The following is a 25,686-nucleotide window of genomic DNA, read 5'->3' on the forward strand; positions in this document are numbered from 1 at the left end:
GTTATGTGATGGACATTACACTTTTAAAATTAAGTAAAATTAATGACATTATAATTAAGCAACTAATTTTAAAGCAGTTAAAACTAACAAAACTCATCAATTGATAATTAATATGGATTATTTAATAGCCATGATATGGATTATGTTGATTATCAGAAATAAAAAACCCTGCCAATGTGACAGGGTCATAAATGTAAGCAAGATGAATTAACGTGCTAACCAGCCGCCATCCACGGCAATGGTGTAGCCATTAACATAGTCAGAAGCACTGGATGCCAGAAACACCACCGGCCCCATCAGATCGCTCGGCAACCCCCAACGCCCCGCAGGAATGCGATCCAAAATTTCCGCACTACGCTGTTCATCAGCCCGCAGTTGCTGAGTATTGTTGGTCGCCATATAACCCGGAGCAATCGCATTAACGTTGATGTTGTGTTTTGCCCATTCGTTCGCCATCAGGCGCGTCACACCCATCACGCCGCTTTTTGATGCGGTATATGAGGGCACACGGATCCCGCCCTGGAATGAAAGCATTGACGCGATATTAATAATCTTGCCGCCATTACCCTGCGCGATAAAGTGCTTCGCCGCCGCCTGGGACATGAAGAACACGCTTTTGATATTCAGATTCATCACATCGTCCCAGTCTTTTTCGCTGAAATCGAGAGCATCTTCGCGGCGAATTAATCCGGCGTTATTCACCAGGATATCAATATGCCCAAATTCAGCCACCGCACGATCCAGCAGTGCTGGAATACCATCAATCTTACGCAGATCGGCGGTCAGACTTAAAAAACGGCGCCCCAGCGCAGTGACCTGTTCAATGGTCTCAGTTGGCTCAACAATGTTGATACCCACAATGTCACAGCCCGCTTGCGCCAGACCCAACGCCATTCCCTGCCCCAGCCCAGTGTCACAACCGGTGACAACTGCAACTTTACCTTCAAGAGAAAATGCATTTAAAATCATGATAATACCTTATTAATTTATATCCGCGACTAGCGCAGATCTTTAATGGCAACGTGGTCCATATCATCAAAGACCTGGTTTTCACCGACCATGCCCCAGATAAAGGTATAAGCCCTGGTTCCTACACCTGAATGGATAGACCAGCTTGGGGAAATCACCGCCTGTTCGTTATGCATCACAATGTGACGCGTTTCTTGCGGCTGCCCCATCATGTGGAAAACGCAGGCGTCATCGTCCATGTTGAAATAGAAGTAAACTTCCATCCGGCGCTCGTGGGTGTGGCACGGCATGGTATTCCACAGGTTTCCCGGTGCCAGTTCTGTCAGCCCCATACTCAACTGGCAGGTTTCCAGCACATCCGGCACAAAGTATTTGTTAATCGTGCGGCGGTTACTGGTGAGATTATCGCCCAGCGTAACCGGAGACACTTCAGATGGCGCGACTTTTTTCGTGGGATACGTCGTGTGAGCAGGTGCGCAGTTGTAATAAAACTTCGCCGGAGTGGCACTATCAATGCTGGCAAAAACAACTTCTTTTGCACCTTTACCAACATAGAGGGCGTCGCGGTGACCGATTTCGTAGCATTGACCATCGACGGTAATCGTACCGGTTCCGCCAATATTGATAACCCCTAGCTCGCGACGTTCAAGGAAGTAGCTTACGCCCAGTTGCTTACCAACCTCCCCGCCAACGGAAACCGTTTTAGTTACCGGCATAATGCCGCCAACAATAATACGGTCAATGTGGCTGTAAACCATGGTGTACTCATCCGCGACGAATACCTTTTCAACCAAAAATTCATTGCGCAGCCCTTGGGTATCCAGTGTTTTCGCGTGCGCGCTATGGATGCTTTGTCTTACGTCCACATCAACCTCCGATAATCATTGAAGTGTGAAATCAGAACGATTGTGAAACATCGTTTTGTTTTTCTATTGAAGGATGATAAGCCCGTGATGTGCTCTTTTCAATTAAAAATAAAACATTGTTTCATTTTTAAGATGACGATTGTAAAAAGTGTAGTATCGATCACGAATAAGCAGGGGAAAGGAAAAAGTCAGGTTCTATATGGGACATGCATAGACGTGCCAGCCATCATTATAAAGCAGCTTGATGGCGGTAGAGGTTTAACGGATAAGGAAGAAATACAGATCTAATCGTCACGCTCAATAGTTAATGCCACGCCCTGACCACCACCAATACAGAGTGTAGCCAATCCTTTACGAGCGTTGCGTTTCACCATTTCATGAACCAAAGAAACCAAAATGCGACAGCCAGAGGCGCCAATCGGATGACCCAATGCAATCGCGCCGCCATTGACATTGACCCGGCGTTCATCCCATTCAAGCATCTTGCCAACAGAAAGCGCCTGCGCGGCAAATGCTTCATTAGCCTCAATAAGATCGACATCAGCCAACTGCCAGCCTACACGCTCCAGGCAACGGCGAGTCGCATACACAGGAGCAATGCCCATCAGCGCAGGATCAACACCAACGCTGGCAAAGGCGCGAATACGTGCCAGTACGGGTAAATTCAACGCATGTGCTTTGGCTTCGCTCATCATCATTACCGCAGCCGCGCCATCATTGATGGATGAGGCATTTCCTGCGGTAACAGAACCGAGACTATCAAAGGACGGATTTAAACTAGCCAGCCCTTCGGCACTGGCATCGGTACGCGGCTGCTCATCGGTATCAACAATCAGTAACTGCCCATTGCTTTGCGTTCTGACCGGGACGATCTCATCTTTGAATCGTCCGGCATCAATGGCCGCCCGCGCTTTCTGTTGTGAGCTAAGTGCGTAGGCATCTTGTAATTGACGACTGATACCATATTCGCGCGCCAGATTTTCGGCAGTGACACCAATATGGTAATCATTGAATGCATCCCACAAGCCATCATGCACCAGGCTATCAACCAATTGGCTATCGCCAAGCTGTGCTCCGGTGCGGCTATCAGTCAAAACATGTGGCGCACGACTCATATTTTCCTGACCACCGGCAATAACAATATCAGCCTCACCACACTGAATCGCCTGAGTAGCAAGATGCAGAGCTTTTAGCCCGGAACCACAAACATCATTAATGGTAATTGCCGAAACGCTGTTGGGAAGACCACCTTTAATGGCCGATTGCCGTGCTGGATTCTGCCCTGCCCCGGCAGTAAGAACCTGTCCAAGAATCACTTCATCCACCGCATGTGCAGCAACGCCGGTGCGCTCTAATAATGCTTTCACGACCAGGCTGCCTAGTTCCACCGCAGAATGACCAGCCAACGCTCCACGAAAGCAGCCGATAGGTGTTCGTAACGCACCGACAATCACAACATCTTTCATCACAACCTCGCACCAATTAACAGCGCAATAGTAAATGATTGTTAATTCCAATTATCCAAAATGTTTAAAAAAAGTGATTTTTATCACAAAGGAAATTTACCGGAAGGAGGAAGGGTGATATCTGGCTGGCACGCAAGGTTTGCATCTACTTACACACCAATCCAGAGGTTGATATAGCGTTAATCTCCCATGACTGGCCTGGTTTATGGTAAATTGCCCTCCATTTTGTTTAATTTGTAGATGATACGTTCAAATAATGTCTAAAATTTGGTCAAAAGAAGAAACTCTCTGGAGCTTCGCACTCTACGGCACAGCCGTTGGCGCAGGCACGCTCTTCCTTCCTATTCAATTAGGTTCAGCAGGAGCGGTGGTTCTGTTTATTACTGCACTGGTCGCCTGGCCTTTAACATATTGGCCACATAAAGCCTTATGCCAGTTCATCCTTTCTTCAAAAACATCGGCAGGCGAAGGGATCACTGGCGCGGTAACTCACTACTATGGCAAAAAGATCGGTAATCTGATTACCACTCTGTACTTCATTGCCTTTTTTGTCGTGGTGTTGATATACGCAGTGGCAATCACCAACTCACTCACTGAACAGCTGGCGAAGCATATGGTCATTGATCTACGCATCCGTATGCTGGTGAGTCTTGGCGTTGTGTTAATCCTGAATCTTATTTTTCTGATGGGGCGTCACGCCACAATTCGGGTAATGGGATTTTTGGTTTTCCCGCTGATTGCCTACTTCTTATTTCTTTCCATCTACCTGGTCGGTAGCTGGCAGCCTTCTTTATTAACAACCCAGGTAGAGTTCAATCAGAATACCCTTCACCAGATATGGATATCGATTCCCGTGATGGTTTTCGCCTTTAGCCATACTCCGATTATTTCTACGTTTGCTATCGACAGACGAGAAAAATACGGCGAACACGCTATGGATAAATGCAAAAAAATTATGAAGGTCGCTTATCTCATCATCTGCGTGAGCGTGCTGTTCTTCGTCTTTAGCTGCCTGTTATCAATTCCATCTTCATATATTGAGGCGGCAAAAGAGGAAGGCGTCACCATTTTATCGGCACTATCTATGCTGCCAAATGCCCCTGCGTGGTTGTCAATTTCCGGGATTATTGTCGCGGTAGTTGCCATGTCTAAATCATTTTTAGGCACCTACTTTGGCGTTATTGAAGGTGCGACGGAATTAGTCAAAACCACGTTACAGCAGGCGGGAGTTAAAAAAAGCCGAGCATTTAACCGCGCGCTGTCAATTATGTTGGTATCGCTGATTACTTTCATTGTCTGCTGCATCAACCCTAACGCAATTTCGATGATTTACGCGATCAGTGGTCCGCTCATTGCCATGATTCTTTTTATCATGCCAACACTGTCTACGTATCTCATTCCTGCCCTTAAACCCTGGCGTTCCATCGGAAATCTAATTACGTTGATCGTGGGTATCCTGTGCGTATCGGTAATGTTCTTTAGTTAATCGCTGATGTGAATGGTTCAAAATAGTCCTTATTTTGAACCATTCCAGTTCTTACAATGCCTCTCCACCATTAATCACCCTCCTGACCATCTATAGCATAAACAAACAATATCAAGCTGTTATCCTCAGTAAAAATCTGAACATCTTAAATAAGACTATTTAAGATGCATCACTTAGATTTACACGATATCGTCTGGTTATTCGAAAACAATTTGCAGTATAGATATTCCTAATGCGTTAGGCACTTATCTGATTTGCAATAAGCCCAACATGGTTAACCGAGTGAAATCCAGCCATATTTAAAACTTAATGATGTATTCTTAAATATCTTATTGAGAATAATATCAAATACAGATTAAACGCAAATCCCCATTAAAAGCTTATTAAATCAGAGCGTATTGACATCATCAATAACCAATGAAATTATGCGATTATCTATGAATAGGGAGGTTATTAACATGAGACTTTGTAGTAGATATAAAAGTCTTACATGCAATAGTTGCTCAATGCATTGCCAAATAATGCCAGAAAAGTCACCGCGCTTGCAGTATTGTGCAAACGCCTGTTTTTGTATGTGGCCCGAAGATAGTTCGTATTTTAATCGTGGTGTGGTTGAAGGCATATTAAGTAAAAATCACAATGCTCGATTAAGTGGATATATTTTTGTAGATTTTTCAGTAAGTTTTTTACGTCTTTTTCTGGATAAAGACTGGATTGAGTATCTTGCAAGTACGGAAATGGGAATTGTGTTGATAAGCGACAGGAATATGCAATCTCTTGCTAATTACTGGAGAAAACACAATCCCGCAATATCAGCTATTATATATAATGATGATGGACTGGATGTTGCTAACGAGAAGATCAGGCAGCTGTTTATTGGTCGTTACCTGTCATTTACCAGAGGCAATACATTGACTCAAATGGAGTTCACCATAATGGGGCATATGGTATCTGGCTATAATCCATATCAAATTGCAGACACTCTCGACATGGATATCCGCAGCATCTACGCCTACAAGCAAAGAATTGAAAAAAGGATGGGTGGTAAAATAAACGAATTATTTATACGTTCGAACTCAGTTCAGCATTGAAACGTAACTATCGACAATAATAATTGTATATACGGGCATTTATAATGATGCCCGTGTTTTATAAGATGAGCTTCCAATTCCGCTTGTTAATTTTTAGTTTAATTATGTGAATTTTGTGTGCCATTTCAAAAATTCATGAGCGAAAAAGCCCGGGAAGTAGACGTTATAAGCGTTAAATATGTTAATACACATGGTGTTTTAAGTTGCATTAATATATTGCAATTATAATTGTCGTAGTGAATATAAAATTAATATATATTTATTAGGTAAATACTAATATACTTACCAAACTATCTCATTTCAATTTTCTTAATGCTGTGTTTTATTGACCTATGTACTGGATTATTAACAATAATATTGAGTTCTGGCCGGAACACAAGAAATTAATTTCGGTACATGACGCCGAGTTGAACGTTGTTCTGACAACGCCCGCAAGCAGGTGTTTATCGTTGCTACTCGAAGCTTTTCCAGATGTGGTCGCCCAGCAGGACTTTTTCTCCAGAGTCTGGGAAGAAGAAGGTATGCGTGTACCGGTCAACACGTTATACCAAAACATATCGATTATCAGGCGTGGGTTTCGCGCGGTTGGTGATACGACTCATTCGCTTATTGCAACCGTGCCGAGAAAAGGGTTCAAGCTCAATAACGATATCAACATAGAAAATCATACCCCACCCTCTTCAATAGATGTTCAAAAGCATAACTCTCCCCTCAATTTGAACGTTACAGATGAGGTTAAAGAGATAAATGCTGCTACAGATAATCATGTCAGGAACATACTCTCGCGCTCTAAATTTTATTTACCAATGTTAAGTGCATTTGGTGTGGGTTTGCTTACCGCATTTTTACTATGGAATAATAACCAACCCAAACCATTCTTTAGAGATTACCGGACTGTTGCAGAAATAAATGGTTGTCATTTTAATGTTACAGAAGATAGCATCGATGGTCTGAAAGATTTCGATAAATATAAAAACCATATATTAGAGACAGGAATTGACTGCAAAAAATATCCATGGTTATATTTTCCCCTTGCCAGGTCGTTTCCGGGTTTGATTGTTATGGCCTGCAAAAAAAGCTATAGAAATAACGAAGTTACAGGCTGTTTAACTTTGTCTTATCGTGGGGTTAATCGTGACTCGTTATAAAAAAAGCCTGATACTTATTTTATGTTTTATTAGTGGATTTGTGTTTTTTATTACCTATAATTATTCTAAAGAGAAAATCGCATACAATGAAAAATGTACAGCTAACTGGGTTATTTTTAATGACCAGGGACAAGCCAATCTCACCCTTGACTTTATGTATAACCAAAACAAAAAGACAGGTATTGTTGCACTGAGCGGCACATGGAAACAAAATACAAAGGCTTATAAAGCAATTCGACGTGATATTGAATACACATGGACTGAAAATTATAACACCTTGCATCTCACCTCCAATAAAATAAATAAATTCGATATTATTGATCAAGTTGAGGATGATAAACTGGCACTACTTCTTCCTGACTTCTATGTCTTTTCAGGAAAAATGATAAGCTATAATATACAAACACAAGGTAATCGCGGTTTTCTTTTTAACATTAGTAACAGAGCCATCATGTACTGTGCAAGATAACCCCTGATACGATTGAAATAAAAATAACACATGTAATATTTCTATAATTTTATAACTATGCCATCTATACAGCAACCTTCCACTCTCTAAAAATATTAGCAATGCATCCCCCTTCTCTCAGTATAATGCTCACTCTTCAAATTAATACATTGCCGGTATTAATTTGAAGAAATATCCTCAGCGAGAATACTCCATTGTAGAAGTGATATACATGATTGTGTAAAAAGCAACAAATATATATTTTATACATAATAAACTGCAGAGAAAGCTATTGTTACTATAACGTTCACAAACAAGGTTCGAACTCGATACATAGCTATCACTTGGGTATTTTCTCTTATCTTAAATCAAAATCAGCACTCAGTTAAGGAATGAAAGACATGTAAGTTTATTGTTGTCTTTCAACAAGTTATGTATAAACATGATTAAAAAGCATTAATTAAGGATATTTCAGGTTACATTCGAAACAATCCTGGATAAATTAATTCAAACAGTCATGGAATTTTATATATACAAAATCATATACAGTTTAATAAAACATATATGAATATTAGTTATATTTATTACTCATTCAGGACGCAAATAACCATAAATTTTACAGGGGTTAGCTAATGGATTTAGAAATTAAGTTTTCATATCATTTTTCTGATGGAATAATACTTACAGAAGATGGTATTCTTACAAAAGGGAATGAGCAGTCTTACATACCTCCGAAAGAGCTTGGCGTATTATTTGTATTGCTTGAATCATCTGGCAACGTTGTATCAAAAGATATGATCATCGAGTCCGTGTGGAAAAATGTAATTGTAAGTGACGAATCCCTTACACGGTGTATATATTCATTAAGATGTATTTTTGAACGCATCGGCTATACTCGCTGTATAGAAACCATATACAGAAAAGGGTATCGATTCAGTGGGCAAGTTTTCAAGATAAAAGGGAACCAAAATAATAAAGCAGGTAGTGCTGTTGCTTTATTTCCATTTATAACATCCCACAGTCATCATGATCCATTAAAACTAAATCAGGATCTTGTACAACTTATTTCAAACCAAAAAGATGATGACCTTTACATATACCCACTGGCGGCAACCCAGTATTGTATAGATAATAAATCTCAAACAGCTTTTCTGGCCAGATTCAAACCAGATTATTTTATAACTGGAAGAATTAGCCAACATGGAGCATCAAATAGCTTATATGTAGAGGTGATCGATGCAAAAAGCTTTTATCTTGTTGCCAGCACACATCTGCAAGCGGATGATATACAAAAAGTATCACAATTTATAATCAGTAACTTGAATCTGGCTATGAAGAAACCTAAAGCCGCGCAGGAAATGATCAGTCAACGCGATTCTTTTAATGACAATATTTTATCAAAAGAAATGTCTAACGGAAAAAACGCACTGAATGAGTTCACACCTGAAAGTATTGTCAAAGCAATAACAATATTTGAACACCTGAAAAAAAAATACAATATTCCGTCTCTAATAAATGAGTGTCATTGCCTGTTGGCTGAATGCTATATATCCCTGGCTCTTCATGGTATGAACGAGCATAAAGATGCAACTCAAAAAGCATTAGCATTTATAGATAAGGTGTCAGATAAAACTATTTGTGATGGAAAGATTTTAGGGATCATGGGATTGATAACCGGCCTTTCCGGACAAGCAACGACATCACGTATTTTTTTTGAACATGCGCAGACACAAATATTAGATATCGCCGCCTTATACTATTATCGAACACTGGTAAATATATATAACGATAGAATTGATGATGCAATTGCTTGTATAGATCAAGCACTGTTACTTGAGCCTAATATACATAAAGCTGTAGTAATAAAAAAATGTATTAATGCATATATTTCTGCAACGCAGAATAAAAAATGTACACACGTTTATCAAGGAACAGAGAACGAATGTCATTTGGTTATTATTAATAACATCCAAAAGTTAAAGCAATTGACAAAAACGAACAATAGTATCGATTTTAACAGTCAATATGCAGTAGCTTGAGTCGTGATAATCCTCGACTGGTATAACGAATGCAAACTCGTTTATGACTGCCGATGTCGAGGAGCACTCAAGTTCTACTTATCTTTGATTGTTGTTATTTGATTCAGCCATACCTGATGTGAGTACATTAAAAGAATGGAACGTTTCGATAAAAAAGAAAAATAAATGAGGATATAAAAACTGGAGCGGGCGAAGGGAATCGAAGAAAACCCCTTATAACCTGCTGTCAGATAACACTATTGAGATCAGCTTATGTAACTGATTGCGTGATAATAGAGGATCATTATCGTGTCAATCAAGGGCCAGGCTTATCTTTACCAACGAAAGGACGGAATCTGGATGTTTCAGATTTTTGTTCCTAAATACCTACGCCACCTTTACCCGTATCGGATGTGGCGAAAGACTACATCTACACGAGATCTTAACGAAGCTAGAAGATTCAGAAACCATCTGTTACTAGAATGGGAGGAACTAAAGCGGAAACATAACCCGGATAGCCCTGAAAAGAGATTACAACAAGCTATTGAATCATTACATTCAGAGGCAAGGGCTAATAAAAACACACAAAGAGCCGTAAAACGTGGTTATGCAACCCCTACATTGTGTTTATTACGTGATGAATACACAGAAAGCTATAAAGATCGCCGATCTTACTCAACACTACAGAAACTAGCTAGAGCCGTTGAGCTATTTTTAGAAAGTATTCAGAAAGATGATATTCATATTGAGAAGATAGGCAGACGGCTTGTAACAGTGTTTTTAGATGACCAGAAGCAACGAGGAGCCGCCGATCAATCTCGTCAAAACTGGCTTACGTGTTTAGGATCACTTTATGAGTTTGGTAAACGGCGCTATGACGGAATACCATCTGATAACCCCTTTCACGGTCACAATTTGGAAGCTAGACGCACAATTGAGAGCTATCAACCGTTTACACCGGAACAGATGCAAAAGCTACTTGATGCAGCGGAGCCGGAGATCAGAAATATTATTTTAATGGGCTTGTTTTCAGGATGCAGATTAGACGAACTAGCCAGCCTGAAAAAGTCAGAGGTTGTAACAGTGGAAGGAATACGCTGTTTTTATATCAGCAAGAGTAAGACTAAGGCAGGGATCAGACACGTTCCGATACATTCGAAACTATCGGTTATAGTTGATGAATACTTAAAGCATAGCTACGGTGAATATCTGTTTCCTCAAGCTAATAAGATAAAGAGAATCGACGGTAAAAAGGGGCCGTTTTATAGTCAAGCGTTCTCACGTTTACGTCGTAGTGTCTTACCTACAGCTACAGAGCGTCAATGCTTCCACAGCCTGCGCGGGATGTTTATCACCTGTCTTGATCGTGCAGGAGTACAGGAAACTAGGATCGGAGCCATTACCGGACACACAGAACAGAAAGCTAAAACAGAAGCCTTTCGCACTTACTCGCAAGGGGCAAGTATTCAGGAATTAGCTGAATATGTAGAGTTGGTAAGATATGAATTAAATATTGATTTTAAGGCGTAAAACAACGCCATAGACGCAATAAAGAGGCTTCAACATAGATTGGTAGCCTCTTTTATAATTACATCGTTACAGAGCGTTTTAGAGGCGTTTACGGCTATTCCTGTTTAAAGGCAGGAGTAATAGTGTCTTCACCTTCACTACTTTGATCTTCAGTGTTAACACGTTTTTTCGTACGAACCCCTATATTTTTAGATGCCTGTGTTTTGAGAGCTACAGTATTTACTGTGGCATAAGAAACTAATCTGATCTGTTCAAATTCCAAATCAAATACCAGGGATTCGCTTGCCTCTTCTGTGTATTCGATGCCTGTTAAAACAACGTTCTCAAAAGTTTTATTTTCTGTAACAAGAAGAAAAGGCTGTCTACTGTCCATAATCTGATTCAGGTAGTCGATAGCTAATGATCTTCTGTTCCCGTTCACCCCTGCACTCTTTAACAAGCCAGGATCGCTTTTAATCGGTGTTTCAGAGATACGCCCTTTAAGAGAAAACTTATTGTTTTTAATTTGAACGTGATCAGACACAGTAGCACCATTTTCTACAGGATAGCTAGTAACATCTGCTTGACGTTTTACGTTCACATCGTCTACACTGTCAAAGGCCAGTGCCATATAATTTTCATAAACGTCATTACCAGAAGATGCCAGCCCACTGGTAACAATAGCAAATCCATTCTCCCCTTTTGCTTTATTAGCTTTGCTATTTTCGTTTTTTGTAGAGTTTATATCTTGTTCTGCTTTGTAAACAGCCTGAACGTGTTGTTCTGGAGTATTTGCTGCACGTATGGTTAAAATCCCGGCGGTCGCCATAATAATAATTTTCCTTGTAATGTTATGGCGGGAATTACCCGCCGTTGGATTGCCCTGATAAGCTGGTTAATGTTAATGATTTCAAGAAGCTATCCCGACTTGCTCTCGCTGTAAAATCCACATAATCGCTTAATCTGGATGTGTCCGAATTAATAGTAAGCGGAACCTCTGTTACCACTTCAAATGTAGGATTCAGATTAAACACAGGAGATAAATTATAAGCCGGAGTTGTCATTGCAAGATTATTTAAAGCACCCTGTTTGAGATTGGTTATCGGTGCTTCATTGACTGACATTTTTACATCTGACACAGAAGATTTATCATCGAAAAGCAATCCCTTAATCGTGTTAAAGAGAGAATGACTATTATCAGGTGTAGTTGTTGCAGTGCCAGCGCCTTTATATTGGTCAGGAACGAGATTAGAAAGATTCTGTTTCATTCCTTCATTGCTTAATGGCGGTGCATCACCTAAATTTTTCTGAATAGCCTCTGTCTTATCATCATTACGATTAAACCAGTTTACAATCTTCATAATAGCTTCAAAGAGACTTCCTGTAGCTTCTCCCAGCTTCGTAAAATACGGAGTGAGATTAGAAAGGTTTTTCAAAAACTCTTCCGTTACTTTTGGATCGAGAGATTTCATAAACCCGTCTACAAATGCTACTTGTCTTGCATCAGAAAGCTGCGAAAGCTGTCTGTTTAGTTCTCTGAATTTAACGATAGAGTCTTGCTGTGTTTCTGTTAGCCATTTTCCAGAGGCTTTTTGCTGATTAATACTTTCTTGTACATCTTTAACGGAACGTTGCCAATATTTTGACGTAAGCATCAAATCATCGCCCAGGTCTTCTAAACGTTGTCCAATTTGAGAATCTGAAAACCCTTTTTTCATCATTCCATTAACAGCCTTAGAAATTAATCCGGCTGGATTATCAGCAAATTTTTTAAGGTCGCTTTTGTTAATAACACCGATGTTTAGAAGTTCATTAATACCGTTATCACCGCCTTTCCATATGCCTTTCCCTGTTTTCTTATCAACTACATATTCAGCCTCGTCATAAGATTTGGTAGCACGTTCCCTAACATCTTTCATCTGATCCAGGTATTTTCTAGCCCCTTGATCACCCATCATAGAGTCAACGCCGTTTTTATACGCCCATTCTGTAATGTTATACATCTGGTTAACGTCTACACCGCCAAGCCTTGCACGTTGGATTAATTCTCCTTGTGTCTCTGCGTTAGCGAAACTTTTACTAACAAACTCGGCGGTTTTACTTACAGCCATCACGCCAGCAGCCGCCGTAGCGCCTCCAAATAACAGAGCGCCCATAGTGGCGGAATTCCCTGATCCTCCCTTAACGGGGGCTAATTGAGCTTTTCTGTTGCCATTAATCTTACGTTGTTGCTGTTGTAAGCGTTTCATCTGGCTATTCATACGTGCAAGCGAGATAGCCCCTTGCTCATATTGTTTTGCTATCTCTCTAGCCTGTGCAATAGCTTTGTATTGTTCAGCTACAGAAAGACGGTGCATTGCACTAATGCTTGATCCAACGTCTAAAAGCTTTAGTTCAGCTTTCTCCTTACGTGCTGCTATTTGTTGCTGTTGCCTTGCCTGTGCTCTTGCTGCGGCAGCTTGTGCTCTTTGATTCTGTTTTTCGTTTTTCGCTTTCTGTTGAGCAATCTTATCTACTTCACTTTGTGCTTTCTTATAGCCTTTAGTGACAGTATCAAATCTTAATTTAGCAGGCTTGATATTTTCTGCGAATTCCTTTAAGCCTGTAATAGAGTCTTTCGCTTTTTTCAAGCTGTCTTTATCTACACTAAATGTAACTGTGTTCTTAATTTTAGAAGTGTTAATTTCTAACATTTAAAATCCCCTTATTAATCATTTTTACCACCTTCTTTACTTAAGAAATGGTGTAGAGCCTGATCAATACTCTCGTTTAGTCTGAACATACGGGCTTTTACTCCTTCATATGGAACATCTAAGAGAGAACATAGATATTTCAGATTTAACAAGCCTCTAGAATCATTAGCATCTAAATGTACGTGGACACCATTTTTTGATTTCAGAATCACTTCCATATTTTAATCACCTCTCAAAATTTAAAAATAAATAAAAAAAAGGCGAAGCGTGAATACACGCCACGCCTCTATTACACGTTAAATATTATTTAACAGTGATTTGAACGGAGAAGCCTACACCGTGGTTTACAACCATCTGGCTATTCTCTGTAACAACGTTAACAGCATCACCACGAGAAGATTCATAGCTGTAGCTGTAAACCTCAGCAGGAGCGGCATTGATCAGTTCAAAGGTGCTGGAAGCCGCCCCATAGATGGCCTGGTAGACGTTAGAGCCTTTAGCGAATTTAGGCACGGCTACAGCGTCAGCGGTCATATGTGCAAGGTGTAGCGGATCTACCAGTTTAATAACATCAATGTTAGTTCCTGGGATAGTGAACGCTGTCACCCCTGGCAGCAGGTCACGACGCTGGTACACAACATTCCCCTCTTCCAGTGGGCTTACATACTGGAATGCGTTTGCCATACCCGCAGAGAATCGAATTGCAGAGAAGGCTTCCGGCTTACAGAAAACAACAATACGCTCTACAGCAGCCGCCTGGCTTTGTGCTTTTTCGATAATGTCAGTAGCAATCTGATCAAATTCTTTAAAAATCTTCGTGGTGTCAGTGCTGGAAGCGTTCACAGTGGCTTTCATAGCTGATACGTTAAACAGCTTGCCCCACTCGATAAGAACATCATCAGTTTTAGGGGTGTAGGTGCGACCACTAAACAGGGAAGCAGCCAGCACGCTCTCTTTAGTACGCTGGAATGCAACATTGTGTTTAGCAACATATTCCGCGTAGATATCAGTGAGTGTTTCCTGAAACTCAGTGCCAGGTTTACGTTTGCCTTGAACATCAGAAGGACGGATCACATCTTCACGAAGAAAATACGGGATTTCAATCAGCCATTCTTTACCTTGTTCTCGCTTAGTAACATTGTGTTCAGAACTAAAACGGCTTGTCTCTTTGTTAAAGAGAGATTCGTTGCTTTCGACAAGCTGGGAAACAGCTACTTTATGAGATGTAACCCCTACAGAATCCGTAAAATCAAGGGTAGAAAGCAGATAGTTTCTAGTGCTGTGTGCCTGGAAAAGCGGGGCTAAATCAACGTAATCATTACCTAGAATCATTTATTATTATTCCTTTTATTAAGAAGTGAAAACAGAATGGAAGCCTTCAAGCTGGAAGCCTTTTTTAATTAAGGCTGTTTTTGCTGCTTCACTTACAGCATTCAGCGCATCAGCTTTGATGCAGACAAGCCCAGCATTGCTACGTAGCACATCTACAGGCTTGTTTTCTCCAGCCGTTACAAATTCACTCATAACAACATAAATATCATCTCCTGATTCATATTTAGCGCCCGTGCTGGTGATCAAGTCGCCGCATTCAACATCAGCAGGAAGAGAAGCAAAAACCTTGCTTTCTACAGAGGCAAACGGATCAGTACAATAACTTACAATATCTGTGAAAGTCTTTCGAACTGGAAACAGAGTGTCTAAATCAATAATCATTTAGTAATCTCCTTAGCTTTTAATTTGATTAGTTCATTAAGGGAAGGTGTAGACGGAGAAGAAGGAGAAAAATATTTTTCAACACATCTTTCTACTTCTTCTACAGAACACCCAGCGTATTTAGCTACCATTTCGGTAATTTGTGGATTAATTTTCAGCATTTCATCTCGATACTTGATGATTTGCTCTTTATCATTTAAGAACAACATTTATATAAACCTTGTTACCTTGTTTAAAGTAAGAAATACAACTTTTAAGTTGCATAACGGGCAAAATAAAAGGCAGCATTTAAAGCCGCCTTTTATTAACTTGTACCTATGTAATTACCCTATGTTATGCATACTCCAAGATGTATGCATAACAAAGGAAAAAAGAGGTAATAATGACACTTAAGGAGGAGGAGAAGCGGGGAGCGGAGATTTTACTCCCCTTTAACGACAAGAAGAATTTTTAATATCGAACCAATAAAGGAAAAATAATCACCCTATATAATTATATTAACATACAATATATGAAATGTCAAGATATTTTACAACTTTTTTGTTGCTTTTTTTATTCTTCTGTAATAGCAGCGCCTAAGCGTTGTGCGAGTTCAACAAGGCCATCCCCTACATAGCGAACGTCCGATTCAATATCTTCTATCCAGTTTGATAGCTCCCATATCTGATCCGCTGTCAGATATGCGTTCTCACTCTTACAGAGCATCTCTACACGCTTAGAGAGGTGCGAGAAGGCATTCACAGCTAAATCCCAGTGTTTAAACGCCTCATTAAGTGCCGCTGGCGTATTTTCTTTATATGCTTCAAGTTCAGCGCGGTTTAAAGGCAGGAGGTAATCATCCTCATAATAATTAATTAGTGAGTAAATTGTGTCATACGTGTTTTTGTTCATATTAAAAGTCTCCATAATCAGCATTATCTAAAATTTGGAATTCAGGAACTAAATTATTTAGGCCATTGGTGGCGAGATAACCAACGTAGTGGTTATAATCTTCAAATCCTAAAATCTGGTATTTGCGTAGATCAGAGCTATCAACGATATACTCTTTTCTTTTTCTAGGTTTCCAGAATACGCCAGGTGTTGAAGATAAGATTTCTTGTAATGCGTTAAATTCATCTCCACAAGGCACAGAGGGAGAATGTTCTATGATCTCTGTTTTCCATTCGCCAGGGGCGCTATTTTGCTTGGAGAGCGTAACTAGCTCTTTAAAGTCTTTACGTCTTAGAATAGATTTAGGTTTACTTAGAAGAGAAGCTGAATCACCGATTTTCTTAACAACGTTGTTTTTTCTTTTTGCCATTATTTACTTTTCCTTTTCTTTTAAAGGAAAACACCCCGAAATATGCTTCTAACGTGAGAAAGAACAATAACCAATACATAGCTACTATCATAATAATGTTTTCCTTTTATATTTTAATTACATAGAGAGATTTTAGAGAGTGGAATAGATGAAGTCTATTTCTTTATCTAATCTTTTGAGATTGAATGTAGAGAAAGATAATTCTTTAATCTCTATAACACCGAAGTTTGATAGCTGTTTCAGCCAGAATTTTAAACCATCTTCAGAGCACCCTGCTCGATGTAACACATCGCTATATTTTAGCGGTGTTGGCTTTCCTTTATAGAGGTAAGCAAGTGTTTCGTAGATGCGTTTTCCGGTGTCGTTACACTGAATTCTGTCTACTTTGCTTTTTATTAAATACTGTATCAATAGTCCTCCTTACTTATTAAAATGGAATATCAAAGTCTTCATATACTTTGGGATGTTTCTTAGCAAAATATGCCTCAATACCATTTGGTCGTTTTAGCCCGTGTCTATAAGCTAGTGAATTTGCAAATTCTATAAATGATGCCCCTCCTGTTCTGGTATTCTTCTGCGTGATAATAAGAGATGCAAAATTCTCTAACACATCCTCCTCATTATCATTAGCTACTTTTTCATTTGATGAAACAGGTGTTTCTTCCGTCTCCCAGGGTAAAGGCGTATCCCAATCATCATCAAGAACATCAAAAGAAGGCTGTTTATGGCCTTTAGGTTGTTCCTGTGCTTCTTCTGCCTCAGAAAGATCAGAGAGTGATGATTCTCCTGGGGGAGTAATATGTGCATCTGTGAGAGGGAGAGCATTGTAAATCAAAGATGAAATATACGGATCAGGATGTGGGGATGTTTCTAATAATCCCATCTCTTTAAGATCGTTTATCTTACGTTTAATTGTTGACGATGAAGACTTAAAAATCTTAGCTAATGTTTCGTGACTTTCATAACAATTAAGGTTGTTTTCCTGATAACTAAGGAATCGAAAATAAAGCACAATATGTAATAGATCTAAATCTTTTCCTTGAGGGAATTTATCAGAATAAATCTTTGATACATTATCAAACGTGTCATAGTGTTTTGTAAAAGTTAGTTGATTAATCATTAAAAATCTCCTTATAAATCACGCTTAATGCGCTACTAAAGTGAATGAGGATCACTTACCCTTTTTTTGTTTGATGTTCTCTGCTGCTTCAGTAATGATTTCTAACATCAAATCACTGACCATAATTTGCCTTTTCTTGGCTTCAGCAAATAAAACCTTGAAGATTTCAGGGTCAACGTGTAGGTAAGTGCGCGGAATTGGTTTCTTAGTTTCGCTCATAGTTTTCTCCTTCTATTCTTTACTCTGTTTCAGATTCTTTTTCATTTTTTCTTAGTTCATCAATAATTTTTAGTGCTGCATCGAAACATTTTTCACGCTCTGGATAACCTCGACTCCTTGCCATATTACGATTCATTACTACTTGATGGCGTGTCAGCTCACCTTTTTTAAATGCCTGGATGACGTGCTCAGGTGTAAACCATTTCATAAAAAAACTCCTTATTCAGTTAAAAGAAAAACACCTTGCAAGCCTGACGGCTTCAAAGTGCATTGATTTTGATTATTTAGAGAAGAATGTTTTTCTGTCCCTCTAATACCTATTATTACATATAAAGAAACATTTGTCAATACCTTTTCACAAAAAATCTGATCTTTTTCATGCACTTACATTTTTTCTTAGCAATTCGTGCTCTTCTGTGTAGTGCTATTCTTCATTATCCGCTAAAACGCTCTAAAACGCGTTCTAACGAGATTTTGATAAAAGCAATACATTCCCTTATCTAATGGCTGTTTAGCTCGCCAGAGGCTTATTTAAGGGGCTTATTTTGTATTTGTTAGGTATATGAAAAGGTAATGGTAGATATAAGATAGAGAGTCACTTTATAAAACGCTCTGTAAAGCCCTGTAGTGAGTTTATTATGTGTAGGCAATGCGTTTCCATTCCCTACCCTGCTTAATGCTGTTAGAGAAGCATTTAGACCCCTTATTTTTAATTAATTAAAATATCCTCTATACATTCCTGTTATGAAACACCTCTGAATCCTTCATAAAACACATTATGACGCAAAGAACACTTTTCTAAGGTGATTCCCTTCCTGAACTCTGTTTCTTGCGTCAAAGAGCTACACAGAGCTTATAAAGCTATTATTAATAATAAAGTAGATAAAGTAAGATAAGTAAGAAGATTAACTAAGATAGATAAGATTAATAAGATCAGAATTCTCTTTCGGTGTCGCCTCTGGCTTTTCCACCGAAAACAATTACACGACTACAGAATGCAAGGAAGTGGAATTGTATTGAGGCTTAGTGAAATTACACGAGGAAAGCAGAGTGTAATTGAGCTTTAGCCGCTCTCTCTTCGAGTAATTACACAACTACAGAGAATAACAGAGTTATTAAATGTAGGAGGGTAATTAAGAGTTAGAGAGAGTTAACACATAAGCAATCAGTATGATTGGTTAGGTGATTACTCTTCTGCGCACAGCGCAATAGTATTTCTTCGTGGGCGTTATCGCCAACGATAGTTACACGAAGAAAGTAACGCTTTGCTTTCGGTGTGAGCGGAACGGGCCAGCCACGAAGCCCGAAAGGTAGCGGAGTAAGGCTGCTTGCCAGAGAGTGAAGCTAACGCCGGAAGGCAAAAAGATCATATATATAGATATAAAGAATATTATTATTATGATCTAATTAATAATCTAATATAGTTTTATTAATAGTCTTATTGTAGTTCACAGTGACCTACCCCCTAGCTCACTATGACCTACCCCCTAGCTCACTATGACCTACCCCCCTAGTTCACAGTGAGCTATATAGTATAAAGAATATTATTTATATTATTTAATTATAGTATTGGTGGAACTCATTTCCTAGGTAGGTAGGAAACCACTTCCTAGGTTACTTCCTAAATAGATCGGAAATCATTTCCTAGGTGTTATTTATACTTATCGGGTATCAGACTTGATAGGGGTAGTCATATCAAAGTTAATAGGGGTATCAATATTGATAGGGGTAACAGAATTCTGTGGGGGTAGTTCACTATGACCTACCCCTAGTTCACTGTGAGCTACCGTTACATTCAATCATCTTCCGATGTGTAATATCGTTACATTCAATAATTAGTCTATGTAACATATCGTTACTACCAACTTTCTTACAAAGAGCATTTCAGATAGCTGAATGTAACCTCTCGTTACATCCATTTGTCACATAGCACTCTGTGTAATGTCTTTCTATGTGTGTGCCATAATCCCCCTATATTCCCTGTGTAAATCATAGAATATCCCTAACTTATTCCTGTGTAATTCCATACTAAAAATTCAATGAAAAAGTAGCTTAAAAGAGCAATTCTTACTTTCTTCACTTTTACATCACTTTCGCAAAGCCTTGTGTAATGCGGCGTACAGAGCACCATCAGAAATTGTTGGCTAAAAATTGTTCTGCTTGTTTCTGAACGAGTTTTCTCGTTTGTGCAAATTTTAAAATTTATTTTGTTTTTACAGCCTTATTTCGTGTAATGCGTGGCATAGCAAGCCCTTTTCTTGTGTTGTCAAGGCATTTGGCAACGTTCAAACATCTGTTTAGAAATGCCAAATTGTTGATCTAACAAATAAACCTGTATAAACAGAACACCATTTAATCTATTCCCCTGTGTAATCCACTACATCACACGTTAAAAACAAAAAACCTTTAATTATATTTCATAGCATACAAAAGTCAATAGAAGCCCTTTCGTGCTCCTACGTAAAAAATCCATCACTTTTCCCCTGATACATCAATTCAAGGCGTTCTATGTGTTCCTTAGTGCATATTACGTTTATTATGTTAAATGGATTTTGGCCTATATTTTGACCTGTACCCGCATAAACACTGGTTTCATCGCTTACAGCCCTTGTGAGACGTGGTGCTGTTTCTAGCATCTGATCCGACATAAAACCGATCATTCTCGTGTTTAGTGAAAGTTTAGTGAGAGACATTACAGAAAGGCTTTCTGTGTAATGATTTAATAGGTAAAAACGATGTTGATTACGCAAGAAAATTCCTTGCTGATATTTGGGGATTCTGGATTTTCCAGATCGGGGGGCGCTGAAAATCGCGTTAAGCACCTCTCGCAATCTAGCCATAAGGGAAGGGATATAGGTATTTAGATGTATTTATAGCTATTTATGGCTATTTATTTTTTATTTACCTTTATTTAAAAATAACCTTATAAATCAATAATATACAGAACTATCTGTTTATATTTTAAACAATTAAATCAAGTTTAATACCCTTAAATAACCTGAAAATAGCCTTAAATACCCCAATAATTAATTTTAAGGTTTTCCGTGTTCTCTTCTGCATTATGAAAATGCAAAATAAGGCACAAAACAAGCTCACAGACGCATTAAACACACATCACCTATACATCCCTATACCAAGCAATGAAAACAGCGTTAGAATGCGTCCTGTTGCGTTTTAGAGAATCAGGGAGTATTTAAATTGATTTGAAGTGTTGCAGGGATAATTCATCAATACCCGCCACCTCTTCACGACGTGCGGCGTATGCTTGCTTCTCTTTCCACTGGTTATAGAAGTATGCTGCCTTTTCCCGCTTTGCTTCGTGTTTAAGGCACTTTGCTTTGATATCGTCTGGCAAGCTGTCAAATGTGCCGTCTTCTCTAGCCTTCTTTATCATTCTGGTTAATGCTGCTTTTTGCTGGCGGCGTAGTTTGGCTAGTTCTGCGGCTTTTGCTTTCTTTTCTTTGTAGGCGGCTTTCTTTGCTGATATCGCCATACATCCCCCATCATTCAAACTGTCTTAGATGCTTAAAATACCAGGAGGATTATTTTTAGACAATAGGAGCCATAAAGCGCCGTGATGGGTACATCAACAAAAGCGCCGGAGGCGTATCATCATCTTTTCAGCGGTAGCGATCAGTAAGTCAGGTGTACATTATCGGATGCACGAGCCGGGGTAGAGCTGCACTCTTTCGCGATGCAGTTACGGTTTTATGAAGAGGTGGGGCTTTAAATCCACATATACACTTAAAAACACTCTTCCCATCATTCGCCTGTTTATCCCGCGCTGAGGTCGTCGCAAGCGCCGCCGTCGATGACATTACAATGCCTGGGTAGGCTTTTCCTTCACGTTTGACTATCGCGGTGTGAGGTGTGCAACTGCCGCCACGTTGGTTATACTGCCATCTTCCCGTGTAACTCAACGTAACAGCTACAAGGGCGGATCACAGTGGTAGAACTCCTAAGCAAATTAAATAGGTAACTATTTAACTTGCTGACAGAGAAGACTTTTTTAGTCTTCTCCACTTGGGGAGATTCTGGAGCGGGCGAAGGGAATCGAACCCTCGTATAGAGCTTGGGAAGCTCTCGTTCTACCATTGAACTACGCCCGCTTTGAGATGCGTAAGGCATTATAAACCTTACGCTCTTCTTAGCAAGTGCCTTGCTACTGACTGCTGATTAATTCACCATCAGCACTTTGGTTTGCTGCCCTGTGGCGGCAAGTAGCGCAAAGGATCAATCGCCGTAGCACGGTAACGAATCTGGAAATGTAACCGCACGGATTCAGCATCCGTACTGCCCATCGTCGCTATCTTTTGCCCAGCCTTAACATTTTGCCCATTGTTTACCAGCATCGTGTCGTTATGAGCGTAGGCAGTGATGTAATCTTCACTGTGTTTAATCATGATGAGATTACCGTAGCCACGTAATTGGTTACCGACATACACAACCTTGCCGGCGCCAGCTGCATATATTGGTGTCCCGCGCGCTGCAGCAATATCAATCCCTTTATTGCCGCCATCCGCCATTGAGTAAGGCATGATAACTTTTCCACTCGCTGGCCATATCCAGCAGCGTTGTCCGACGGGTGGCCATGAAGATTTCGGAACCACTGGCGGTGGAGTGACTGACGCTGTTTTCGTCGTTGATTTGGCTGTATATTTTCGCGAACTGCGGTTACTTTTCGCCCCACCAAGCTTCAACTTTTGACCAACTTCGATGGTATAGGGTGGAGAAATGCCGTTGAGTCGGGCAAGTTCTTTTACGCTTGTTCCCGTGGTGCGTGAAATACGATAAAGCGTATCCCCCCGTTTCACGGTGTAAACGGAGCCGGAATACGTTCCTGTGTCTGATGATTTGCTACCAGAACAGCCCGCCAGAAGCAGCCCTGCCGATAACAGCATCACGATACCCAGCGTTTTTTTATTCGGGCGTCCTGCGCTCAAAATCTTTCCTCGCTCAAAAAACAAGACGCTATATCATAGCAGCCACCTGTCAGATACCCAATCCATTGCTCGGAAAATGGATGTACAAATCAAGAATTGTGAATGAATCCATTAGGATAGCGATCCCCCATTTGCACATCGTCATAACGAAAAAGAGAGCCCCCTGAGTGTCGCCTAATATTCATTTATCACAATGATTTTTATCACACTCATATTGATACACTGCCCTCTCTTTCTTTGCTGATAAAAACGCATCATCCCTAGCGTTTTATTAACAACATCACACTTCCCTCCTCCCACCATGTTTATAGTCGTTTCTGGCGTAATTCTTGCCTGCAAAGACTAAATCATTGCCATAAGAACCAAATGTTCAAATCAAGGGGATTTCTATGGAAGCGCGGGAAGCAACCGCTACAGGTGAATCATGTATGCGCGTAGATGCCATTGCTAAGGTTACCGGGCGGGCACGATATACAGATGATTATGTTATGGCAGGCATGTGTTACGCAAAATATGTACGTAGCCCTATCGCACATGGTTATGCCGTAAATATTAACGATGAAAAAGCCAGAAGCCTGCCGGGCGTACTGGCGATTTTTACCTGGGAAGATGTACCGAATATCCCATTCGCGACGGCAGGACATGCATGGACGCTTGACGAAAATAAACGCGATACCGCCGATCGCGCACTGTTAACCCGCCATGTTCGTCATCATGGTGATGCTGTTGCCATCGTCGTAGCCCGCGATGAGCTCACGGCAGAAAAAGCGGCGCAACTAGTCAGCATTGAGTGGCAAGAATTACCCGTTATCACCACGCCAGAAGCGGCACTGGCAGAAGACGCAGCACCAATCCATAACGGCGGCAATTTACTTAAACAAAGCATGATGTCGACAGGCAATGTCCAGCAAACAATCGATGCGGCAGATTACCAGATCGAGGGGCATTATCAGACACCGGTCATTCAGCATTGCCATATGGAAAGTGTGACCTCACTGGCATGGATGGAGGATGACTCGCGAATTACCATCGTCTCCAGTACGCAGATCCCGCACATTGTTCGCCGTGTTGTCGGTCAGGCGCTGGATATTCCCTGGTCATGTGTGCGAGTCATCAAACCGTTTGTCGGTGGCGGTTTTGGTAATAAACAGGATGTGCTGGAAGAGCCCATGGCGGCATTCCTGACCAGCAAGCTCGGTGGTATTCCGGTGAAAGTTTCCCTTAGCCGTGAAGAGTGTTTTCTCGCAACCCGAACCCGCCACGCCTTTACCATTGATGGGCAAATGGGCGTGAACCGTGATGGTACGTTGAAAGGTTATAGTCTGGATGTTCTGTCCAACACCGGCGCTTACGCCTCTCACGGTCACTCCATCGCTTCCGCAGGCGGTAATAAAGTCGCTTACCTTTATCCTCGTTGTGCTTACGCTTACAGTTCAAAGACCTGCTATACCAATCTGCCCTCGGCTGGCGCGATGCGCGGTTATGGTGCACCGCAAGTCGTTTTTGCTGTCGAATCAATGCTGGATGACGCCGCTACCGCGCTGGAACTAGACCCAGTAGAAATTCGTTTACGTAATGCCGCTCGTGAAGGCGATGCAAATCCACTCACGGGCAAGCGTATTTACAGCGCCGGATTACCAGAGTGTCTGGAAAAAGGACGAGAAATCTTTGAATGGGAAAAACGCCGTGCAGAGTGTCAGAACCAGCAAGGCAATTTACGGCGAGGCGTTGGTGTTGCCTGTTTTAGCTACACCTCTAACACCTGGCCTGTTGGTGTAGAAATCGCTGGCGCACGCCTGTTGATGAATCAGGATGGAACCATCAACGTGCAAAGCGGTGCGACGGAAATCGGTCAGGGTGCCGACACCGTGTTCTCGCAAATGGTGGCGGAAACTGTGGGTGTCCCGGTCAGCGATGTCCGCGTAATTTCGACACAAGACACCGACGTTACACCCTTCGACCCCGGTGCGTTTGCGTCACGGCAGAGCTATGTTGCCGCGCCAGCGTTGCGCAGTGCGGCGTTGCTATTGAAAGAGAAAATCATCGCTCACGCCGCAGTCATGCTACATCAGTCAGCGATGAATCTAACCTTGATAAAAGGCCATATCGTGCTGGTTGAAAGACCGGAAGAGCCATTGTTGTCATTAAAAGATCTGGCAATGGATGCGTTTTATCATCCCGAGCGTGGCGGACAGCTTTCTGCAGAAAGCTCCATCAAAACCACCACGAACCCACCAGCGTTTGGCTGTACCTTTGTTGATCTGACGGTCGATATCGCGCTGTGCAAAGTCACTATCAACCGCATCCTCAATGTTCATGATTCGGGGCATATTCTTAATCCGCTGCTGGCAGAAGGCCAGGTACACGGCGGGATGGGAATGGGCATTGGCTGGGCGCTATTTGAAGAGATGATCATCGACGCGAAAAGCGGTGTGGTACGTAACCCAAATCTGCTGGATTACAAAATGCCGACCATGCCAGATCTGCCACAACTGGAAAGCGCGTTCGTCGAAATCAATGAACCGCAATCCGCATACGGACATAAGTCACTGGGTGAGCCTCCGATCATTCCTGTTGCCGCAGCTATTCGTAACGCGGTGAAGATGGCTACCGGTGTTGCAATCAATACACTGCCGCTGACGCCAAAACGGTTATACGAAGAGTTCCATCTGGCAGGATTGATTTGAGGATAACATC

23 protein-coding genes and 1 tRNA gene are annotated in these 25,686 nt (G+C 40.9%); 7 read left to right on the forward strand and 17 right to left on the reverse strand.

What is annotated here, in order from left to right:
- Positions 1-207: 207 nt before the first annotated feature.
- From kduD to RGV86_RS08080, 3 genes are all read right to left on the reverse strand, one after another.
- A complete protein-coding gene (gene kduD / locus RGV86_RS08070) occupies positions 208-969 on the reverse strand; it encodes a 2-dehydro-3-deoxy-D-gluconate 5-dehydrogenase KduD (protein WP_000602499.1) in 762 nt (253 codons plus the stop codon).
- Positions 970-998: 29 nt separating this feature from the next.
- Entirely contained in the window at positions 999-1,835 is an 837-nt protein-coding gene (gene kduI / locus RGV86_RS08075) for a 5-dehydro-4-deoxy-D-glucuronate isomerase (protein ID WP_085461113.1), read from the reverse strand.
- Between the two features lie 284 nt (positions 1,836-2,119).
- On the reverse strand, positions 2,120-3,301 hold the full coding sequence (locus RGV86_RS08080; protein ID WP_085461114.1) for an acetyl-CoA C-acetyltransferase: 1,182 nt from the start codon (positions 3,299-3,301) through the stop codon (positions 2,120-2,122).
- Positions 3,302-3,557: 256 nt separating this feature from the next.
- Here RGV86_RS08080 and RGV86_RS08085 point away from each other — a divergent pair, with 256 nt between their 5' ends.
- The 6 genes from RGV86_RS08085 (at position 3,558) to RGV86_RS08110 (ending at position 11,022) form a co-directional block, all read left to right on the forward strand.
- Positions 3,558-4,787, forward strand: a complete 1,230-nt coding sequence (locus tag RGV86_RS08085) for an amino acid permease (protein WP_085461115.1) — start codon at positions 3,558-3,560, stop codon at positions 4,785-4,787.
- 458 nt (positions 4,788-5,245) lie between these two features.
- Complete coding sequence (locus RGV86_RS08090; RefSeq protein ID WP_010354900.1) at positions 5,246-5,878, forward strand: helix-turn-helix transcriptional regulator; 633 nt, start codon at positions 5,246-5,248, stop codon at positions 5,876-5,878.
- 332 nt (positions 5,879-6,210) lie between these two features.
- Positions 6,211-7,026, forward strand: coding sequence for a winged helix-turn-helix domain-containing protein (locus RGV86_RS08095; protein ID WP_085461116.1), 816 nt, complete (start codon positions 6,211-6,213; stop codon positions 7,024-7,026).
- On the forward strand, positions 7,013-7,495 hold the full coding sequence (locus RGV86_RS08100; protein ID WP_085461117.1) for a YqeJ family protein: 483 nt from the start codon (positions 7,013-7,015) through the stop codon (positions 7,493-7,495). The genes RGV86_RS08095 and RGV86_RS08100 overlap by 14 nt, the downstream gene beginning before the upstream one ends.
- 611 nt (positions 7,496-8,106) lie before the next feature.
- Positions 8,107-9,513: a winged helix-turn-helix domain-containing protein gene (locus RGV86_RS08105; RefSeq protein ID WP_085461118.1), complete on the forward strand. Its 1,407-nt coding sequence runs from the start codon at positions 8,107-8,109 to the stop codon at positions 9,511-9,513.
- Positions 9,514-9,801: 288 nt separating this feature from the next.
- The gene (locus tag RGV86_RS08110) at positions 9,802-11,022 is read left to right on the forward strand and encodes a tyrosine-type recombinase/integrase (RefSeq protein ID WP_000023114.1); all 1,221 of its coding nucleotides are present in this window, start codon (positions 9,802-9,804) and stop codon (positions 11,020-11,022) included.
- Between the two features lie 94 nt (positions 11,023-11,116).
- Here the strand turns inward: RGV86_RS08110 and RGV86_RS08115 are convergent, their stop codons facing one another.
- The 14 genes from RGV86_RS08115 to actS form a co-directional block, all read right to left on the reverse strand.
- The gene (locus RGV86_RS08115; protein WP_000179445.1) at positions 11,117-11,830 is read right to left on the reverse strand and encodes a phage baseplate protein; all 714 of its coding nucleotides are present in this window, start codon (positions 11,828-11,830) and stop codon (positions 11,117-11,119) included.
- 34 nt (positions 11,831-11,864) lie between these two features.
- Positions 11,865-13,694: a hypothetical protein gene (locus tag RGV86_RS08120; RefSeq protein ID WP_000890067.1), complete on the reverse strand. Its 1,830-nt coding sequence runs from the start codon at positions 13,692-13,694 to the stop codon at positions 11,865-11,867.
- A gap of 14 nt (positions 13,695-13,708) precedes the next feature.
- On the reverse strand, positions 13,709-13,912 hold the full coding sequence (locus RGV86_RS08125; protein WP_000452041.1) for a hypothetical protein: 204 nt from the start codon (positions 13,910-13,912) through the stop codon (positions 13,709-13,711).
- An 85-nt stretch (positions 13,913-13,997) separates the two neighbouring features.
- Positions 13,998-15,026 (reverse strand): major capsid protein, encoded by a 1,029-nt coding sequence (locus tag RGV86_RS08130; RefSeq protein WP_309508387.1) that lies wholly within the window; start codon positions 15,024-15,026, stop codon positions 13,998-14,000.
- An 18-nt stretch (positions 15,027-15,044) separates the two neighbouring features.
- A complete protein-coding gene (locus RGV86_RS08135) occupies positions 15,045-15,407 on the reverse strand; it encodes a hypothetical protein (RefSeq protein WP_001570993.1) in 363 nt (120 codons plus the stop codon).
- Positions 15,404-15,616 carry a hypothetical protein gene (locus tag RGV86_RS08140; RefSeq protein WP_000898166.1) on the reverse strand — a complete coding sequence of 71 codons (213 nt, stop codon included), beginning with the start codon at positions 15,614-15,616 and terminating at the stop codon, positions 15,404-15,406. The genes RGV86_RS08135 and RGV86_RS08140 overlap by 4 nt, the downstream gene beginning before the upstream one ends.
- A gap of 343 nt (positions 15,617-15,959) precedes the next feature.
- Positions 15,960-16,298, reverse strand: coding sequence for a hypothetical protein (locus RGV86_RS08145; protein WP_001039295.1), 339 nt, complete (start codon positions 16,296-16,298; stop codon positions 15,960-15,962).
- A gap of 1 nt (position 16,299) precedes the next feature.
- Positions 16,300-16,707, reverse strand: a complete 408-nt coding sequence (locus RGV86_RS08150; protein ID WP_142438143.1) for a hypothetical protein — start codon at positions 16,705-16,707, stop codon at positions 16,300-16,302.
- A 427-nt stretch (positions 16,708-17,134) separates the two neighbouring features.
- Positions 17,135-17,827 (reverse strand): helix-turn-helix domain-containing protein, encoded by a 693-nt coding sequence (locus tag RGV86_RS08155; protein ID WP_134872398.1) that lies wholly within the window; start codon positions 17,825-17,827, stop codon positions 17,135-17,137.
- Positions 17,828-17,878: 51 nt separating this feature from the next.
- Positions 17,879-18,046: a hypothetical protein gene (locus RGV86_RS08160; protein WP_000005056.1), complete on the reverse strand. Its 168-nt coding sequence runs from the start codon at positions 18,044-18,046 to the stop codon at positions 17,879-17,881.
- 19 nt (positions 18,047-18,065) lie between these two features.
- On the reverse strand, positions 18,066-18,254 hold the full coding sequence (locus RGV86_RS08165) for a hypothetical protein (protein WP_053888552.1): 189 nt from the start codon (positions 18,252-18,254) through the stop codon (positions 18,066-18,068).
- 2,985 nt (positions 18,255-21,239) lie between these two features.
- On the reverse strand, positions 21,240-21,539 hold the full coding sequence (locus tag RGV86_RS08170) for a hypothetical protein (RefSeq protein ID WP_001007918.1): 300 nt from the start codon (positions 21,537-21,539) through the stop codon (positions 21,240-21,242).
- A 542-nt stretch (positions 21,540-22,081) separates the two neighbouring features.
- A tRNA-Gly gene (locus RGV86_RS08175) sits at positions 22,082-22,155 on the reverse strand.
- Positions 22,156-22,233: 78 nt separating this feature from the next.
- Positions 22,234-22,989: an amidase activator ActS gene (gene actS, locus RGV86_RS08180; RefSeq protein ID WP_085461125.1), complete on the reverse strand. Its 756-nt coding sequence runs from the start codon at positions 22,987-22,989 to the stop codon at positions 22,234-22,236.
- Positions 22,990-23,378: 389 nt separating this feature from the next.
- On the opposite strand from actS, the gene xdhA reads away from it, so the two are divergent.
- Positions 23,379-25,676: a xanthine dehydrogenase molybdenum-binding subunit XdhA gene (xdhA, locus tag RGV86_RS08185; RefSeq protein ID WP_085461126.1), complete on the forward strand. Its 2,298-nt coding sequence runs from the start codon at positions 23,379-23,381 to the stop codon at positions 25,674-25,676.
- The last annotated feature ends 10 nt before the right edge of the window (positions 25,677-25,686 follow it).

It is taken from the genome of Escherichia ruysiae, assembly GCF_031323975.1.
GTDB classification, from domain to species: domain Bacteria; phylum Pseudomonadota; class Gammaproteobacteria; order Enterobacterales; family Enterobacteriaceae; genus Escherichia; species Escherichia ruysiae.

Bases quoted from the DNA above. Each gene is read 5' to 3' on its own strand.
- RGV86_RS08115 (WP_000179445.1), bottom strand. From the start codon at position 11,830: ATGGCGACCGCCGGGATTTTAACCATACGTGCAGCAAATACTCCAGAA.
- RGV86_RS08125 (WP_000452041.1), bottom strand. From the start codon at position 13,912: ATGGAAGTGATTCTGAAATCAAAAAATGGTGTCCACGTACATTTAGAT.
- RGV86_RS08155 (WP_134872398.1), bottom strand. From the start codon at position 17,827: ATGATTAATCAACTAACTTTTACAAAACACTATGACACGTTTGATAAT.
- RGV86_RS08145 (WP_001039295.1), bottom strand. From the start codon at position 16,298: ATGAACAAAAACACGTATGACACAATTTACTCACTAATTAATTATTAT.
- RGV86_RS08170 (WP_001007918.1), bottom strand. From the start codon at position 21,539: ATGGCGATATCAGCAAAGAAAGCCGCCTACAAAGAAAAGAAAGCAAAA.
- xdhA (WP_085461126.1), top strand. From the start codon at position 23,379: ATGGAAGCGCGGGAAGCAACCGCTACAGGTGAATCATGTATGCGCGTA.
- RGV86_RS08080 (WP_085461114.1), bottom strand. From the start codon at position 3,301: ATGAAAGATGTTGTGATTGTCGGTGCGTTACGAACACCTATCGGCTGC.
- RGV86_RS08090 (WP_010354900.1), top strand. From the start codon at position 5,246: ATGAGACTTTGTAGTAGATATAAAAGTCTTACATGCAATAGTTGCTCA.
- RGV86_RS08120 (WP_000890067.1), bottom strand. From the start codon at position 13,694: ATGTTAGAAATTAACACTTCTAAAATTAAGAACACAGTTACATTTAGT.
- kduD (WP_000602499.1), bottom strand. From the start codon at position 969: ATGATTTTAAATGCATTTTCTCTTGAAGGTAAAGTTGCAGTTGTCACC.
- RGV86_RS08130 (WP_309508387.1), bottom strand. From the start codon at position 15,026: ATGATTCTAGGTAATGATTACGTTGATTTAGCCCCGCTTTTCCAGGCA.
- RGV86_RS08095 (WP_085461116.1), top strand. From the start codon at position 6,211: ATGTACTGGATTATTAACAATAATATTGAGTTCTGGCCGGAACACAAG.
- RGV86_RS08165 (WP_053888552.1), bottom strand. From the start codon at position 18,254: ATGAAATGGTTTACACCTGAGCACGTCATCCAGGCATTTAAAAAAGGT.
- RGV86_RS08150 (WP_142438143.1), bottom strand. From the start codon at position 16,707: ATGGCAAAAAGAAAAAACAACGTTGTTAAGAAAATCGGTGATTCAGCT.
- RGV86_RS08140 (WP_000898166.1), bottom strand. From the start codon at position 15,616: ATGTTGTTCTTAAATGATAAAGAGCAAATCATCAAGTATCGAGATGAA.
- RGV86_RS08085 (WP_085461115.1), top strand. From the start codon at position 3,558: ATGTCTAAAATTTGGTCAAAAGAAGAAACTCTCTGGAGCTTCGCACTC.
- RGV86_RS08160 (WP_000005056.1), bottom strand. From the start codon at position 18,046: ATGAGCGAAACTAAGAAACCAATTCCGCGCACTTACCTACACGTTGAC.
- RGV86_RS08135 (WP_001570993.1), bottom strand. From the start codon at position 15,407: ATGATTATTGATTTAGACACTCTGTTTCCAGTTCGAAAGACTTTCACA.
- RGV86_RS08105 (WP_085461118.1), top strand. From the start codon at position 8,107: ATGGATTTAGAAATTAAGTTTTCATATCATTTTTCTGATGGAATAATA.